The organism is Nocardiopsis sp. MG754419 (genome assembly GCF_018207095.1).
GTDB lineage: Bacteria > Actinomycetota > Actinomycetes > Streptosporangiales > Streptosporangiaceae > Nocardiopsis.
In genome coordinates this window covers 1-15,378 of record NZ_QOCZ01000131.1, presented here as the reverse complement: position 1 = coordinate 15,378, position 15,378 = coordinate 1, and the positions used below count along the sequence as shown (strand labels likewise).

12 protein-coding genes are annotated in these 15,378 nt (G+C 70.3%); 11 read left to right on the top strand and 1 reads right to left on the bottom strand.

The genetic code is table 11. The features are described from left to right. Positions 1-66: 66 nt before the first annotated feature. Positions 67-1,260, bottom strand: coding sequence for a nitrate/nitrite transporter (locus DSY14_RS21335; protein WP_211718384.1), 1,194 nt, complete (start codon positions 1,258-1,260; stop codon positions 67-69). 173 nt (positions 1,261-1,433) lie between these two features. Here DSY14_RS21335 and DSY14_RS21330 point away from each other — a divergent pair, with 173 nt between their 5' ends. From DSY14_RS21330 to DSY14_RS21280, 11 genes are all read left to right on the top strand, one after another. Further along, on the top strand, positions 1,434-5,117 hold the full coding sequence (locus tag DSY14_RS21330) for a nitrate reductase subunit alpha (protein ID WP_211718383.1): 3,684 nt from the start codon (positions 1,434-1,436) through the stop codon (positions 5,115-5,117). 86 nt (positions 5,118-5,203) lie between these two features. Then, positions 5,204-6,889 (top strand): nitrate reductase subunit beta, encoded by a 1,686-nt coding sequence (gene narH / locus DSY14_RS21325; RefSeq protein ID WP_249188231.1) that lies wholly within the window; start codon positions 5,204-5,206, stop codon positions 6,887-6,889. Positions 6,890-6,899: 10 nt separating this feature from the next. After that, positions 6,900-7,637 carry a nitrate reductase molybdenum cofactor assembly chaperone gene (narJ, locus tag DSY14_RS21320; RefSeq protein ID WP_211718382.1) on the top strand — a complete coding sequence of 246 codons (738 nt, stop codon included), beginning with the start codon at positions 6,900-6,902 and terminating at the stop codon, positions 7,635-7,637. Then, positions 7,634-8,380, top strand: a complete 747-nt coding sequence (gene narI / locus DSY14_RS21315; RefSeq protein ID WP_307851293.1) for a respiratory nitrate reductase subunit gamma — start codon at positions 7,634-7,636, stop codon at positions 8,378-8,380. The genes narJ and narI overlap by 4 nt, the downstream gene beginning before the upstream one ends. Positions 8,381-8,423: 43 nt before the next feature. Then, on the top strand, positions 8,424-9,374 hold the full coding sequence (locus DSY14_RS21310) for a DUF5996 family protein (protein WP_211718381.1): 951 nt from the start codon (positions 8,424-8,426) through the stop codon (positions 9,372-9,374). Between the two features lie 183 nt (positions 9,375-9,557). After that, positions 9,558-9,845: a GNAT family N-acetyltransferase gene (locus tag DSY14_RS21305; RefSeq protein WP_211718380.1), complete on the top strand. Its 288-nt coding sequence runs from the start codon at positions 9,558-9,560 to the stop codon at positions 9,843-9,845. A gap of 133 nt (positions 9,846-9,978) precedes the next feature. Next, positions 9,979-11,484 (top strand): sodium:alanine symporter family protein, encoded by a 1,506-nt coding sequence (locus tag DSY14_RS21300; protein ID WP_211718379.1) that lies wholly within the window; start codon positions 9,979-9,981, stop codon positions 11,482-11,484. Between the two features lie 208 nt (positions 11,485-11,692). Beyond that, positions 11,693-12,292 carry a GNAT family N-acetyltransferase gene (locus DSY14_RS21295; protein WP_211718378.1) on the top strand — a complete coding sequence of 200 codons (600 nt, stop codon included), beginning with the start codon at positions 11,693-11,695 and terminating at the stop codon, positions 12,290-12,292. Positions 12,293-12,570: 278 nt separating this feature from the next. Continuing rightward, a complete protein-coding gene (locus tag DSY14_RS21290; protein WP_211718377.1) occupies positions 12,571-12,780 on the top strand; it encodes a heavy-metal-associated domain-containing protein in 210 nt (69 codons plus the stop codon). Between the two features lies 1 nt (position 12,781). Next, positions 12,782-12,964, top strand: a complete 183-nt coding sequence (locus tag DSY14_RS21285) for a hypothetical protein (RefSeq protein ID WP_211718376.1) — start codon at positions 12,782-12,784, stop codon at positions 12,962-12,964. Between the two features lie 13 nt (positions 12,965-12,977). After that, complete coding sequence (locus tag DSY14_RS21280) at positions 12,978-15,281, top strand: cation-translocating P-type ATPase (RefSeq protein ID WP_211718375.1); 2,304 nt, start codon at positions 12,978-12,980, stop codon at positions 15,279-15,281. Positions 15,282-15,378: the final 97 nt, after the last annotated feature.

Below are 15,378 nucleotides of genomic sequence, written 5' to 3'. Positions count from 1 at the left end.
CCCGTCGCCCCGCCGTGGTCGCGCACGGGTCGGCGCGGCCCCGCAGAGCGGCACGGGGCGACGGGTTCACCGCACGTCGCGGAAGGCACGGGTCGTGTACAGGGCCACTAGGAGCGCGACCATCGCCAGGAGGACGAAGCCCAGGGTGTAGGCGCCGGTGGCCTGGTAGACCACGCCCATGAGCAGTGGCGGGAAGTAGCCGCCCAGGCCGCCCGCCGCGCCGACCAGACCGGTGACCGTGCCCACGCGTGTGGGCTCCACCAGCTTGGCGACCAGCGCGAACACCGCTCCGGTGCCCAGCCCCAAGGACAGGGCGATGAGCACGAACGCGAACCCGGCCGGGAACTCCGCGGGCGGGTGCAGGGCCAGGACGACGGCGAACGCGCACGTGCCGAAGAACGAGATCAGGCACACCCGCACCGGGCCGATCCGGTCCGACAGGATGCCGCCGACCGGTCGGGCGATCACCGCAGCCACGGCGAACCCGGCGGTGCGCATGCCCGCGTCGGTCTGCGCGTAGTCGTAGGCGGTGGTGAGCAGGGTCGGCAGGTAGGTGGAGAAGGCCACGAAGCCACCGAAGACCAACGCGTACAGTCCGGCGGCCTGCCAGGTCGCCTTGAGCCTCATGGCCTCGCGCATGCGCGGCAACGCCGGAGCGGTCTGGGGCGTCCACGCGGGCGCGTCGCGGGCGAAGCACCACATCACCACGCCCATCACCGCGAGCGCCGCGCACATCAGCAGGTGGGTCGCGAACAGGCCGAGGGCCTCGACCAGGCGGGGCGTCAGGAACGCGGACAGCGCGGTTCCACCCATGCCGGCGCCGAACACCCCGGTGGCGAATCCGCGCCGGTGGGCCTCGTACCAGCCGTTGACGAAGGGGATGCCGATGGCGAACGAGGTGCCCGCCACACCGAGGAAGAACCCCCACAGCAACAGCATCCCGAAGGACTGTGCGGAGAGCCCCACCAGGAACGTCGGGACGATGCTGAGGAAGCAGACCACCGTGAACATCAGCCGGCCGCCGTAACGGTCGGTCAGGGTCCCGACCGGGATCCGCCCGAGCGATCCCACCAGGACGGGGAAGGCCACCAGGATCGAGGTCTGGGTCGGGGACAGCCCCAGGTTCTCGCTGTAGGTCCGCGACAACGGGCCGATGAGGTTCCACGCCCAGAAGGTCAGGGCGAACGCCCCCGTGGCCAGGGCCAGGTTGGCGCCCGCGGTCCCTGTGCGGGAGACCCGCTCCCCAACGTCCGAACGCATGAAGGCCCCCTCGACCGTCGACTGCCGAGATTGTCACAGGAAACGGTGTGGGAAACGTGACTTCCCTGCCGTGACAGGCATATTTATTAACGGAATGTGGCCGAGGTGGGAAGTGTCTTCCCGCGCTCTTCTCTTCGCCTTGGTAACAGGCGGGCAAATGGAGTGTTTTCCTTATGGCGGCGCAGGGCAAAAATGGTGGTGCGGGGGATGCTCTCCTGCGGATGGGGAACTATCTGACCCGTTCGGAACCCCTCGACGGAGACCGTGCGCAGGTCAGACACGGCGGTCGCGACGGGGACGTGTTCTATCGGGACCGCTGGAGCCATGATCGGGTGGTCCGTTCCACACACGGTGTCAACTGCACCGGATCATGTTCTTGGGATGTGTACGTCAAGGACGGGATCATCACCTGGGAAACCCAGGCCACCGATTACCCGTCGGTCGGACCGGACCGCCCCGAGTACGAACCCCGTGGTTGTCCGCGCGGTGCCGCTTTCTCCTGGTACACCTATTCGCCGACCCGGGTCCGTTACCCGTACGCGCGCGGGGTGCTGGTCGAGATGTACCGCGAGGCGCGTTCCCGTCTGGGCGATCCGGTGTCGGCGTGGGAGGAGATCACCACCGACCCGGGGAAGCGCCGGCGGTACCAGCGCGCCCGCGGCAAGGGCGGGCTGGTCCGGGTCACCTGGGACGAGGCCCTGGAGATCGCCGCCGCGGCGCACGTGCTCACCATCAAGAAGTACGGTCCGGACCGCATCGCCGGTTTCTCCCCGATCCCGGCGATGTCGATGGTCTCCCACGGTGTCGGCGCGCGCTTCGTGAACCTGCTGGGCGGCTCCATGCTGTCCTTCTACGACTGGTACGCCGACCTTCCCGTGGCCTCGCCCCAGGTGTTCGGGGACCAGACCGACGTCCCCGAGTCCGGTGACTGGTGGGACGCCGCGTATCTCATGCTGTGGGGCTCCAACGTCCCGGTCACCCGCACACCGGACGCCCACTGGATGGCCGAGGCCCGCTACCGCGGCCAGAAGGTCGTGGTGGTCTCCCCGGACTACAACGACGCCGCGAAGTTCGCCGACGAGTGGATGGCGCCGCACCCGGGCACCGACGGCGCCCTCGCCATGGCGATGGGGCACGTCATCCTGCGCGAGCGCTTCGTCGACCGACCCACGCCGCGCTTCCTGGAGTACGCGCGCGCCTACACCGATCTGCCCTTCCTGGTGTCCCTGGACCGGCGCGACGGCCGTTGGGTGCCGGGCAAGTTCCTCACCGCCGCCGACCTGCCGGGCGGGGACGGAGCCGCCAACGCCGACTGGAAACCGGTCCTGTGGCCGGAGGGGGAGGACACGCCCGTCGCCCCCAACGGCACCATCGGCGACCGCTGGGGCGAGGAGGGCGAGGGCAGGTGGAACCTGGACCTGGAGGGCCGGGTCCCCGCGCTCACCTTCTACGCCGCGGGGGAGGAGGCCGCCGAGGTGGCCCTGCCCAGGTTCGACACCCCGGACGGGTCGGCGGAGGTCGACCTGCGCGGCGTCCCGGTCCGCAGGGTCGGGGATCGCCTCGTCACCACGGTGTTCGATCTGGTCCTGGCCCAGTACGGGGTGTCCCGCCCCGGTCTGCCCGGCACCTGGCCCGAGGGGTACGGCGATCCGGACGCCGCCTACACCCCGGCCTGGCAGGAGACCCTGACCTCCGTCCCCGCCGACCGGGCGGCCCGCATCGCGCGCGAGTTCGCCGACACGGCGGAGGTCAGCGGGGGCCGCGCCATGATTGTGCTGGGCGCCGGCACCAACCAGTGGTTCCACGGTGAGAACGCCTACCGCGCGTTCCTGTCCCTGTTGCTGCTCACCGGCTGCCAGGGGGTCAACGGCGGCGGCTGGGCCCACTACGTGGGTCAGGAGAAGTGCCGCACCGCCACGGGCTGGGCCGCGTACGCGTCGGGCATGGACTGGTCGCGTCCGCAGCGGTTCATGGCCGGGACCGCCTACTGGTACACCCACACCGACCAGTGGCGGTACGACACCTACCGCGCCGACGCGCTCATGTCGCCGCTGGGACCCGGCCGGGTACGGGGGCGGCACACCGCCGACCTGGTGGCCGCCTCCGCCCGGATGGGGTGGATGCCGTCCTTCCCGACGTTCAACCGCAACCCCATCCGGCTCGCCAAGGAGGCCGCCGAACGCGGCGAGGACCCGGCCGCCTACGTCGCCGACCAACTCACCGAGGGCACCCTGCGGTTCGCCGCCGAGGACCCCGACGACCCGGCGAACTGGCCGCGCACGCTCACGCTCTGGCGCTCCAACCTGTTCGGTTCCTCCGCCAAGGGCAACGAGTACTTCCTCAAGCACCTGCTGGGCACCCACTCCAACCTCCGGTCGGAGCCGGCCGGTCCCGAGCACCGACCCGACGACGTCACGTGGCGCGACGAGGTCCCCGAGGGCAAGCTCGACCTGCTGATGACGCTGGACTTCCGGATGACCAGCTCCACGCTGCTGTCGGACCTGGTCCTGCCCGCCGCCACCTGGTACGAGAAACACGACCTGTCCACCACGGACATGCACCCGTTCGTCCACGCCTTCAACCCGGCCATCGACCCGCCCTGGGAGACCCGCACCGACTTCGACGCCTTCCACGCGCTGGCGAAGGTGTTCGGCGCGCTGGCCGCCGACCACCTCGGCGAGGTCACCGACCTGGTGGCCGTGCCCCACCAGCACGACACCCCGGGGGAACTCGCCCAGGCGCGCGGTGTGCCGCCGGACTGGAAGGCCGCGGGGGAGCGCCCCGTTCCGGGCAGGACGATGCCGGGGATCGTTCCGGTGCGCCGCAACTACTCCGCCGTCGCGCAGAAGCTCGCGGCGCTCGGTCCGCTCGCGGAGGAGCAGGGGCTCCCGGTCAAGGGCGTGTCCTTCACCCCCGACCGGGAGGTGGAGTGGTTGCGGCAGCGCAACGGGACCGTGCGGGGCGGGGTCGCCGACGGTCGGCCGTCGCTGGACACCGACGTCAAGGTCTGCGAGATGATCCTGGCGCTGTCGGGCACCAGCAACGGGCGCCTGGCCGCCCAGGGCTTCGCGCGGCTGGCGGAGCGGACCGGCACCGACATGGACGAGCTCATCCGGCACGCGGCCGATCGCCGGGTCGTCTTCGACGACGCCCGGCGCGGACCCACACCGGTGGGCACCAGCCCCGAGTGGTCGGGCAAGGAGGCGTCGGACCGTCGCTACTCGCCCTTCACCATCAACCTCGAACACGACAAGCCCTGGCACACGCTCACCGGTCGCCAGCACTTCTACCTGGACCACGACTGGATGCACGAGTTCGGTGAGGCCCTCCCGGTGTACCGGCCGCCGCTGGACGTGGGACGGCTCTTCGGTGAGCCGAGCATCGGGCCGACCGGGCGGTTGGAGGTCGTGGTCCGCTACCTCACCCCGCACTCCAAGTGGTCGATCCACTCGGAGTACCAGGACAACCTGCTCATGCAGACCCTCTCCCGGGGCGGCCCCACCCTCTGGATGAGCGTGGACGACGCCAAGGCCATCGAGGCCTCCGACAACGACTGGGTCGAGGCGGTCAACCGCAACGGCGTGGTGGCGGCCCGCCTGGTGGTCTCGCACCGGATGCCGACCGGCACGGTGTACATGCACCACGCCCAGGAGCGCACCATCGACGTGCCGAAGACCGAGACCACCGGACGGCGCGGTGGCATCCACAACTCGCTCACCCGGCTGCTCGTCAAGCCGACCCACCTCATCGGCGGCTACGCCCAGTTCACCTACGCCTTCAACTACCTCGGACCGACGGGCAACCAGCGCGACGAGATCACGGTCGTGCGCAAGCGGACGACGGAGGTGCGGTACTGATGGCGGACGGCGAGCGGCACCGGTCGCCCCGGGCCACGGCCTCGGAGAACCCGGGGGAGACGGGGCGTCGGCCGATCGGTCGGGTGATGGCGCAGGTCGCCATGGTGATGAACCTCGACAAGTGCATCGGCTGCCACACCTGCTCGGTCACCTGCAAGCAGGCGTGGACCAACCGCAGCGGGGTCGAGTACGCCTGGTTCAACAACGTCGAGACCCGGCCCGGGCAGGGCTACCCGCGCACCTACCAGGACCAGGACCGGTGGAAGGGCGGCTGGGTCCGGCGGCCGAACGGCAGGCTCGTGCCGCGGGCCGGCGGGCGCATCAAACGCCTGGCGACGATCTTCGCCAACCCGGTGATGCCGTCCATCCAGGACTACTACGAACCCTGGACCTACGACTACGACACCCTGATCAACGCCCCCCTGGGCGACGACTTCCCGGTGGCGACCCCGCACTCGGCGCTCACGGGCGAGCCGATGAAGGTGGAGTGGAGCGCCAACTGGGACGACGACCTGGGCGGCGGCCCCGAGCTCGCCTCCCAGGACCCGATCGTGCGCAGACTCGGCGACCAGGTGAAGCTGTCCTTCGAGGACACCTTCATGTTCTACCTGCCGCGTATCTGCGAGCACTGCCTCAACCCCACGTGCGTGGCGGCCTGCCCCAGCGGCGCCCTGTACAAGCGGGCGGAGGACGGCATCGTCCTCGTCGACCAGGACCGGTGCCGGGGGTGGCGCATGTGCGTGACCGGCTGCCCGTACAAGAAGATCTACTTCAACCACAAGACGGGCAAGGCCGAGAAGTGCACCTTCTGCTATCCGCGCGTGGAGGTGGGCATGCCCACCATCTGCTCGGAGACGTGCGTGGGGCGGCTGCGCTACCTGGGGGTGGTGCTCTACGACGCCGACCGGGTCGGTGAGGCCGCCGCGGTCGAGGACGAGAAGGACCTCTACGAGGCGCAGCTCGGGGTCTTCCTCGACCCGAACGACCCCGCGGTGCGTTCCGCCGCCCGGCGCGACGGCATCCCGGACCGCTGGGTGGAGTCGGCGGCCCGGTCCCCGGTGTTCGCCCTGGCCCGACGTTTCCGGGTGGCCCTGCCGCTGCACCCGGAGTACCGCACGATGCCGATGGTCTGGTACATCCCGCCGCTGTCGCCGGTGGTGGACACGCTCACCCGGACCGGGCACGACGCCGAGGAGACCGGCAACCTCTTCGGCGCCATCGACGCGCTGCGGATCCCCGTCGAGTACCTCGCCGAACTGTTCACCGCAGGCGACACCGCCCCGGTGGACCTGGTGCTGCGCCGCCTGGCCGCCATGCGCTCCTACATGCGCCGGATCAACCTCGGACAGGAACGCGACGAGTCCATCGCCACCGCGGTCGGCATGACCGGCACCGAGATCGAGGACATGTACCGGTTGCTGGCCCTGGCCAAGTACGACGAACGCTACGTCGTGCCCACGGCCTACGGCGTGGACGAGGCCGACCGCGGGGTCATCGAGGAGGTCGGGTGCAGCCTGGACTTCGAGGGCGGCCCCGGCATGGGCGGGATGGGGGAGGTGCCCTTCGGCGAGGCCTCGGGGCGCCCGGACGAGGCGTCCGTGGAGACCTTCCACGCACTGCGCGACCGGCAGACGAGCGAACGGGCCTCCGCCACCGGAGGCCGGATCAACCTGCTGAACTGGGACGGCAACGGTCGCCCCGACGGACTCTTCCCACCACGCGAGGACGAAGGTACCGACAACGGACGGGGCCAGCGCCCCGGACCCACCTGAGGGGGCGACCATGAGCACCACCAACGACGGCGTGAACGACGACGGCGTGCACCGGGAGCGGGCCCGCACGGGATGGTTGGGCGCCGGACGGGAGGCGCGCCGGACCCACGTCCGGGCGGTGACCCACCAGTCCGCCTCGGTCCTGCTCGGCTACCCGGACCAGGACTTCTTCGAACGGCTGCCCCTGGTGGCGCGCGCCGTCGCGGAGCTGCCCCGGGGCTCGGTGCGGTCGGAGCTGTTGGAGTTCTGCGAGCACGCCTCCAGCACACCGGAGCTCGAACTGTCCGCCCACTACGTGGACGTGTTCGACCTGCGCCGCCGGCGGGCCCTGCACATGACCTACTACACCGACGGCGACACCCGGCGTCGAGGCCACGCCCTGGCCGAGATCAAGAGGGTGTACGCGGAGTGCGGTTGGTGCGTCCAGGCCCGTGAACTGCCCGACCACCTCGCGGTGATGCTGGAGTTCGCGGCCCGGGGCGACGCCGACGCCGGACACGAGTTGTTGGTGGACCACCGCGCCGGGCTCGACCTGCTGTCCGAGGCGCTGCGCGGACACGGCACGCCCTACGTCCGCGTGGTGGAGGCGGTCCGGCACACGCTCCCGGCGCCCCGCCGTGCCGACCACGAACGGGTCCGGCGACTGGCGTCGGAGGGCCCGCCCGCCGAGGACGTGGGGATGGAGCCCTACGGGGTGCGGCCGCGGGTCCCGCTGCCACTGACGGACGTGAGCGGGAAGGAACGGTGAGCGGTCCGGTGGACCTGGTGCTGTGGGGTGTGCTGCCCTACGTGGTGCTGGTGCTCGTCGTGGGCGGGCTGATCTGGCGGTACCGCTACGACCGGTTCGGCTGGACCACCCGCTCGTCGGAGCTCTATGAGTCCCGACTGCTGCGGATCGGCAGCCCGCTGTTCCACTTCGGGCTGCTGGTGGTGATCGTTGGCCACGTGGTGGGGCTGCTGATCCCGGATACCTGGACCCGCGCCCTGGGCGTGTCCGACACGCTCTACCACGTGAGCGCGCTGTCGCTCGGGCTGATCGCCGGGTTCTGCACGCTCGCCGGGATCACCCTGCTCGTGTGGCGTCGGCGATCCACCGGTCCGGTGTTCAGCGCCACCACGCGCAACGACAAGCTCATGTACGTGGTCCTGGTGCTCGCGATCGTGACCGGCCTCGGCATGACCGTGTACTTCGCGGGGGTGGAGCTCGCCGGCGGGCGCACCGGCGACTACCGGGAGACGGTGTCGCCGTGGTTCCGTTCGATCTGGATCCTGCGTCCCGACGTGGCCGCCATGGCCGCCGCCGACGCTCCCTACAAACTCCACGCGCTCATGGGGCTGGCCCTGTTCGCACTGCTGCCCTTCACCCGCCTGGTGCACGCGTTCAGCGCGCCCATCGGCTACCTGTTCCGGCCCTACGTCGTCTACCGCACCCGCGACCCGCACCCCGCCGCCGCCGGTCAGTCCGAGCGGGCCACCCGCCGCGGTTGGTGACCCACCGGGGTCCACCGCAGCCACAGCCCACCGAGGAGTACCCATGGAGCTGTTCCCGCCGTTCCCTCTCGAAGAGTGGAACGACACCAAGGAGACCATCCACCGTTTCGAGCAGATCGTGGGCAAGGTCCGCCTACGGCACAGTCCGCGCCGCAACCACTGGTGGAACGTGCCCTTCCACCTGACCGGCACCGGGATCACGACCCGCCCGATGGGGCTGGTGGACGGCAACCCCGTCTTCACCGTGGACTTCGACCTCGTCCGGCATCGTCTCGTGGCGAGCAACCTGGACGGGGAGACCGCCTCCTTCCCGTTGCAGGGGCACAGCGTCTCCTCGTTCTACCTTCGGCTCCAGTCGGCGTTGGACAGCCTGGGTGTGGACGGCAGCATCCCGGACGCGACCCCGTTCGACCTGACCGACGGCGACCGGCCCTTCGTGGAGGACCACCAGCACGCCACCTACGTGCCCGAACACGCCACGAAGTACTGGCGGATCCTGAGCCGGGTCAACCTGGTGCTGGAGGAGTTCGCGGCCGGCTTCTCCGGCAAGACCAGCCCGGTCCACCACTTCTGGCACACCTTCGACATCGCGGTCACCCGGTTCTCGCCCCACACGGTGGCCCAGCCCCGGGAGGCGGGCGGGCTGGTGCGGGAGGCGTACTCGCGCGAGGTGACGAGTTTCGGGTTCTGGTTCGGTGACGACAACGTCCCCGAGCCCTGCTTCTACGCCTACGCCGCACCCGAACCGGACGGACTCCAGGAGGAACCACTGGTGCCGGACGCGGCCGAGTGGCTTCCCAGCGGCAACGGTCACCTGGCGCTGCTGCGGTACGCGGACGCCCGCAAACAGGCCGACCCGCACGCCGCCGTGCTGGCGTTCCTGGAGAGCGCCTACCAGGCGGGCGCGGGCCGCATGGGCTGGGACGTCGACGCGCTGTCCTGTCCGCGCGGGGTGACCGACCCCTACCTCGCGGGGCGTGGTCCGCGGGGGTGATCCGAGGTCGCTCCCCGGTTCCCTCGCGGGGGCCGACACGGGCTCCGTCCGGCACCGACGTCCGGCGGAGCCCGTTCGGTATCCCGATGTGTGGGCGTGCGGGTGGTGTGGGAACGTGGTCTTCTGTGGACCCACCACGCGCACATCACGTGCGCGGCGAACACAGGGACTTGGGGTAGGGGCATGGAACTGACCGTCGTCGACGTGCCGGAACGATCGCGGTACGAGGTGAGCGCGGACGGCGAGGTGGTCGGTTTCTCGGCCTATCACCTGATCGCCGAGGGGGTGCTGGCCCTGCCCCACGTGGAGGTGGAGTCCGCGGTCGAGGGCAAGGGCGTGGCCAGCGCGCTGATGCGCGAATCCCTGGACGACATCCGGGCACGGCACCTGAGGGTCGTGCCGATCTGCCCGTTCGCGCGGTCCTTCTTCGAACGCAACCCCGACTACGCCGACCTCGTGCACGAGGGCTGAGTCGGGCCTCCCGACGTCGGGGGATAACAAAACCATGAACATCCGGTGGCACAGAGCCCTCAGGGGTGTTCTGTCCCACTTTGCGGGCATGGACGGGCGGTTGTCTTTTCTTGAGCGAAGGAGTCCCCGCCCCGTGATACCCGCGGATCAAACCCCCATCCTCCATGCCGGCCTCACCGAGATGATCGGTGTCTTCAACGACGACATCCTCTGGGCGTGGATTCTCATCCCGCTCCTGGTGGGGGTGAGCCTCTACATCACCTTCAGGTCCGGCCTGGTGCAGTTCCGTATGTTCCCGGAAATGTTCCGCGTGCTCAAGAGCAAACCGGAGATCGCGCCGGACGGGAAGAAGGCGGTCTCCTCACTCCAGGCCTTCTTCATCTCCGCCGCGGCCCGGATCGGCACCGGCAACATCATCGGTGTCTCCATCGCCATCTCCCTGGGCGGACCCGGAGCGGTCTTCTGGATGTGGATGATGGCGTTGGTGGTGTGCGGCGCCAGCTTCGTGGAGTCCACGCTCGCGCAGTTGTACAAGGTCCGCCACCCCGCCGGATACCGGGGTGGTCCCGCCTACTACATCGAGCGCGGTCTGGGTCAGCGTTGGTTGGCCATCGTGTTCGCCGTCATCCTCATCATCACCTTCCCGCTGGTGTTCAACGCGGTGCAGAGCAACACCATCACCAACACGATCGCCAACTCCGCCGGTGAGCTGGGTGTGGAGGCGAACCTGGGCGTTTCCGCGGTGATCGGTGTCCTGCTGGTCCTGCTCACCGGCCTGGTGATCTTCGGCGGCGTCCGTCGCATCGCCAACACCGCGCAGGCGCTCATCCCCTTCTTCGCCGCCCTGTACATCGTCATCGGCCTGATCCTGATGGCGATCAACTGGCAGCTGGTCCCGGGCATGTTCCTGTCGATCATCCAGAACGCTTTCGGTGTGGGCGAGTTCGCCGCCGCGACGCTGGGCGTGATCATCATCCAGGGTGTGCGTCGAGGGATGTTCTCCAACGAGGCGGGTCTGGGCTCGGCGCCCAACGCCGCGGCCAGCGCCTCGGTCACCCACCCGGTCAAGCAGGGTCTGGTCCAGACCCTCGGTGTCTACCTGGACACCCTGGTGGTCTGCTCGGTGACCGCGTTCATCGTGCTCCTGGGATACCAGGGCACCCTCGACGGCACCTTGGAGGGGGACCTGACGCAGATGGCGCTGATGTCCATGCTCGGTCCCTGGGCGCTGCACCTGATGACGCTCATCATCTTCCTCGTCGCCTTCACCTCGGTGCTGGGCAACTACTACTACGGCGAGTCCAACATCGAGTACCTCAGCACCAACGGCAACGTGCTGCTCGGCTACAAGGTGATCTTCCTGGTCGCCACCTTCCTCGGTTCCCTGGGCTCGATCGATCTGGTCTGGACGCTGGCCGACACCACGATGGGGCTGATGGCGTTGGTCAACCTCATCGCGATCGCCCCGCTGACGGTGATCGCCTGCCGTCTGCTCAAGGACTACAACGAACAGCGGCGGCAGGGCCTCGACCCGGTCTTCACCCGGGACCGTCTACCGGACGTGCGGGGCGTGGAGTGCTGGGACCCCGAGGAGGACTCGGCGCGACGCGACCACGAAGCGGCGGGACAGGGATCCTGATCTGATCCGTGGGGGTCGTGGGGCGCGTCCGGAGGTCGAGGACGCGCCCCGTGGCCTTTCGGTCACTATTCGATTCGGGCGAAAATGCGCACAAACCCCTAAGCGTGGGCGCTATCGGGCATCTGTGTACTTTCGGTCACAGCGGATCACCGCTAGTGTGCTGGATCACAGTTGTGGCGGTCAGAGTTGTGTCTCGCGAGGGAGTCCGATGTCCATCGTCTCGATCGAGCCCGTCACCGCCGAGCGGTGGAACGACCTGGAGGACCTGTTCGGGCCGACCGGCGCCTACGGGCACTGCTGGTGCACGTTCTTCCGCCGGCGGGCCAAGGACCATACGGCGAGTGTCTCCTGCGAACGCTCCCAGCGGGGGCTGGACAACAAGGAGGAGCTGCGGCGCCTGACCCTGGAAGGTCGGGTGCCCGGTCTGCTCGCCTTCGACGACGACGGCCCGTGCGGGTGGGTTTCGGTCGCTCCCCGGGAGGACTTCATCCGGTTGTCCCGATCGCGGACCCTGCGCCCCGCCGACCCCGACGAGCCGGGTGTGTGGTCACTGGTCTGTTTCTGGCTGCCACCGCGGCGCCGGAGACGCGGGCTCGGCAGTCGTCTGCTGGACGGCGCCATCGACTACGCCCGAGCCAACGGTGCGCGGGTCCTGGAGGCCTACCCGATCGACACCGCGGGTGGTCGGGCCCCCAGTGCCGAGGTCTACACCGGCACGGTGGAGATGTTCCGGCGGGCGGGGTTCGCCCTGGCCCAGCACCACCTGAGCGAGCGCACGGTGGCCCGTCTCGACCTGAAGGCCGAGTAGGTCCGCCCCCGCCCGGGGAACCGGGGGAGGGTATGCCGCGCGTGGGGGCCATCGACCCCTCGGGTGTCGGATGATGTGTCGTCCGGCCGACCCGGGGGGTCTGTCGTGTCCGGGGTGGGACTTTGCCGTTTCTTGGTACCCCCCTGGGGTAGCCTGGCGTTCGCGTGCCGGCGGGGACGTCATGGGGGTTTGACATCAAGATACCCCTGGGGGGTATATTGGGCCGCGTCGGAACGGCCCACGCGCACGCGTGGGGACAAGCGCACCAGGAGGCACGAATGGCCAGTACCGCCGTCTACACCGTCGAGGGCATGACCTGTGGACACTGCGTCGCCTCGGTCACCGAGGAGGTCGGCGCGGTCACCGGGATCACCGGCCTCCAGGTGGATCTGGAGGCCAAGAAGGTGACCGTCACCGGCGAGGGCGAGATCGACGACGCCGCCGTGCGCGCCGCGATCGACGAGGCCGGCTACGAGGTGGCGGTCTGACATGGGCCTGACCACGAAGCTCGGGCTGTACGCCGTGGGTCTCGTGGTCGTGTTCGCCGCGGCGTTCGGGGCCGGCTCCGTGGTCGGCCCCGTCCTGCCGGAGGGCGAGGGCGTCCACGACCGGACCACGGAGCACGCGCCCGAGGGCGGACCGGACCACGGGGACGAGGAGCGGCACGAATGAGCGGGAGCGGCAGATGAGCGACAGGGCCACGGCGGCGGCCGAGACCGCGCCGGTCGAACTGGCCATCGGAGGCATGACCTGCGCGGCCTGCGCCAACCGGGTCGAGAAACGGCTCAACAGGTTGGAGGGGGTGACGGCCACCGTCAACTTCGCCACCGAGAAGGCGCGCGTGACCTTCGAGGGCGCGCCCACCTCCGTGGAGGACCTGGTGGCCCAGGTCGCGAAGGCCGGCTACACCGCCACGGTGCCCACCCCGGAACCGGCCGAGGACGCCGCCGCGCCGGACGACCCCACCCGGGCCATGGGGAACCGGGCGCTGATCTCGCTGCTGCTCTCCGCGCCGGTCATCCTCATGGCGATGGTCCCCGCGCTCCAGTTCACCCACTGGCAGTGGGCCTCCCTGACCCTGGCCGCACCGGTGGTGGTCTGGGGCGCCCTGCCCTTCCACGTCGCCGCGTGGAAGAACCTCAGGATCGGCGCCGCCACCATGGACACCCTCGTCTCGCTGGGCGTCCTCTCGGCCTTCCTGTGGTCCCTGTACGCCCTGTTCCTCGGTACCGCCGGGGCCCCGGGCATGACCCATCCCTTCGAACTCACCATCGCCCGCACCGACGGGGCCGCCAACATCTACCTGGAGGTCGCCGCCGGCGTCACCTCCTTCATCCTCCTCGGCAAGTACGTCGAGGCGCGCTCCAAGCGGCGCGCCGGAGACGCCCTGCGCGCCCTCATGGAGATGGGCGCCAAGGAGGTCACGGTGCTCCGGGGCGCGGGCGTCGCGGCCCGCGAGGAACTCGTCCCGGTCGACCGGCTCGCGGTCGGCGACCGTTTCGTGGTCCGTCCCGGCGAGAAGATCGCCACCGACGGCGAGGTGGAGGTCGGCACCTCCGCCATCGACATGAGCATGCTCACCGGCGAGTCCGTGCCCGTGGAGGTCGCCCCCGGGTCCACCGTCGTGGGCGCCACCGTCAACGCGGGCGGACGCCTGGTCGTGCGGGCCTCCCGCGTGGGCGCGGACACCCGGCTCGCGCAGATGGCGCGTCTGGTCGAGGAGGCCCAGAACGGCAAGGCCGCCGTGCAACGCCTCGCCGACCGGGTCTCCGGGGTGTTCGTCCCGGTGGCCATCATGATCGCGGTCGGCGCGCTGGGCTTCTGGCTGGGCACCGGCGACCCGGCGGGGGCGGCGTTCACCGCGGCCGTGGCCGTGCTCATCATCGCCTGCCCCTGCGCGCTGGGCCTGGCCACCCCGATGGCCCTCATGGTGGGGACCGGGCGCGGTGCCCAACTGGGCATCCTCATCAAGGGGCCGGAGGTGCTGGAGAGCACCCGTCGGGTCGACACCGTGGTCCTGGACAAGACCGGCACCGTCACCACCGGCACGATGGCGCTCACCGGTGTCACCGTGGCCGAGGGGGAGGACGAGAGCGAGGTCCTGCGGCTCGCGGGGGCACTGGAGTCCGCCTCCGAACACCCCATCGCTCGGGCGATCGCCACCGGTGCCGCCGTGCGCGTGGGCGACCTGCCCACCCCCGAGGACTTCGCCAACATCGAGGGCCGGGGCGTCCAGGGCGTCGTGGACGGTCGGGCCGTGCTCGTGGGCCGGCCCGCCCTGCTGGCCGAACGGTTCCAGCAACCCCCCGCCGCCCTGGAACGCGCGCTGGAGGAGGCCCACACCGAGGGGCGCACCGCCGTCGCGGTGGGCTGGGACGGCCGCACCCGCGGGGTGCTGGCCGTGGCCGACACGGTCAAACCCACCAGCGCCGAGGCGGTCCGCCACTTCCGGGACCTGGGTCTGCGCCCGATCCTGCTCACCGGTGACCACGAGGCCGTGGCCCGCAGCGTCGCCGACGAGGTCGGTATCGAGCAGGTCATCGCCGAGGTGCTGCCCGAGGAGAAGGTCGCGGTGGTCGAGCGCCTGCAGGCGGAGGGGCGGACCGTGGCGATGGTCGGCGACGGCGTCAACGACGCCGCGGCGCTGGCCCGGTCCGACCTGGGCCTGTCGATGGGCACCGGGACCGACGTGGCGATCGAGGCCGGCGACCTGACCCTGGTCCGCGGCGACCTGCGCGCCGCCGCCGACGCGGTCCGGTTGTCGCGGCGCACCCTCGGCACCATCAAGGGCAACCTGTTCTGGGCGTTCGCCTACAACACCGCCGCGTTGCCGTTGGCCGCCGCGGGTCTGCTCAACCCGATGCTGGCCGGCGCGGCGATGGCACTGTCCAGCGTGTTCGTGGTGAGCAACAGTGGACGACTGCGCCGTTTCCGTCCGTTGAACGACGACGCGCACACCGTGGACGGAGGACGTCCGCACGTCGCCTGACGTCAGGGGAGGGTCGCCCGTCGCACCGAAGCGCACCCTCCGCACCGAGCGCGCCGGACCACCAGGGTGCGCTTCGGTGCGACGGGCGACCCTCCCC

Coding starts and splice junctions, on each gene's coding strand:
- DSY14_RS21335 (WP_211718384.1), bottom strand. CDS start 1,260: ATGCGTTCGGACGTTGGGGAGCGGGTCTCCCGCACAGGGACCGCGGGC.
- DSY14_RS21330 (WP_211718383.1), top strand. CDS start 1,434: ATGGCGGCGCAGGGCAAAAATGGTGGTGCGGGGGATGCTCTCCTGCGG.
- narH (WP_249188231.1), top strand. CDS start 5,204: ATGGCGCAGGTCGCCATGGTGATGAACCTCGACAAGTGCATCGGCTGC.
- narJ (WP_211718382.1), top strand. CDS start 6,900: ATGAGCACCACCAACGACGGCGTGAACGACGACGGCGTGCACCGGGAG.
- DSY14_RS21310 (WP_211718381.1), top strand. CDS start 8,424: ATGGAGCTGTTCCCGCCGTTCCCTCTCGAAGAGTGGAACGACACCAAG.
- DSY14_RS21305 (WP_211718380.1), top strand. CDS start 9,558: ATGGAACTGACCGTCGTCGACGTGCCGGAACGATCGCGGTACGAGGTG.
- DSY14_RS21295 (WP_211718378.1), top strand. CDS start 11,693: ATGTCCATCGTCTCGATCGAGCCCGTCACCGCCGAGCGGTGGAACGAC.
- DSY14_RS21290 (WP_211718377.1), top strand. CDS start 12,571: ATGGCCAGTACCGCCGTCTACACCGTCGAGGGCATGACCTGTGGACAC.
- DSY14_RS21285 (WP_211718376.1), top strand. CDS start 12,782: ATGGGCCTGACCACGAAGCTCGGGCTGTACGCCGTGGGTCTCGTGGTC.
- DSY14_RS21280 (WP_211718375.1), top strand. CDS start 12,978: ATGAGCGACAGGGCCACGGCGGCGGCCGAGACCGCGCCGGTCGAACTG.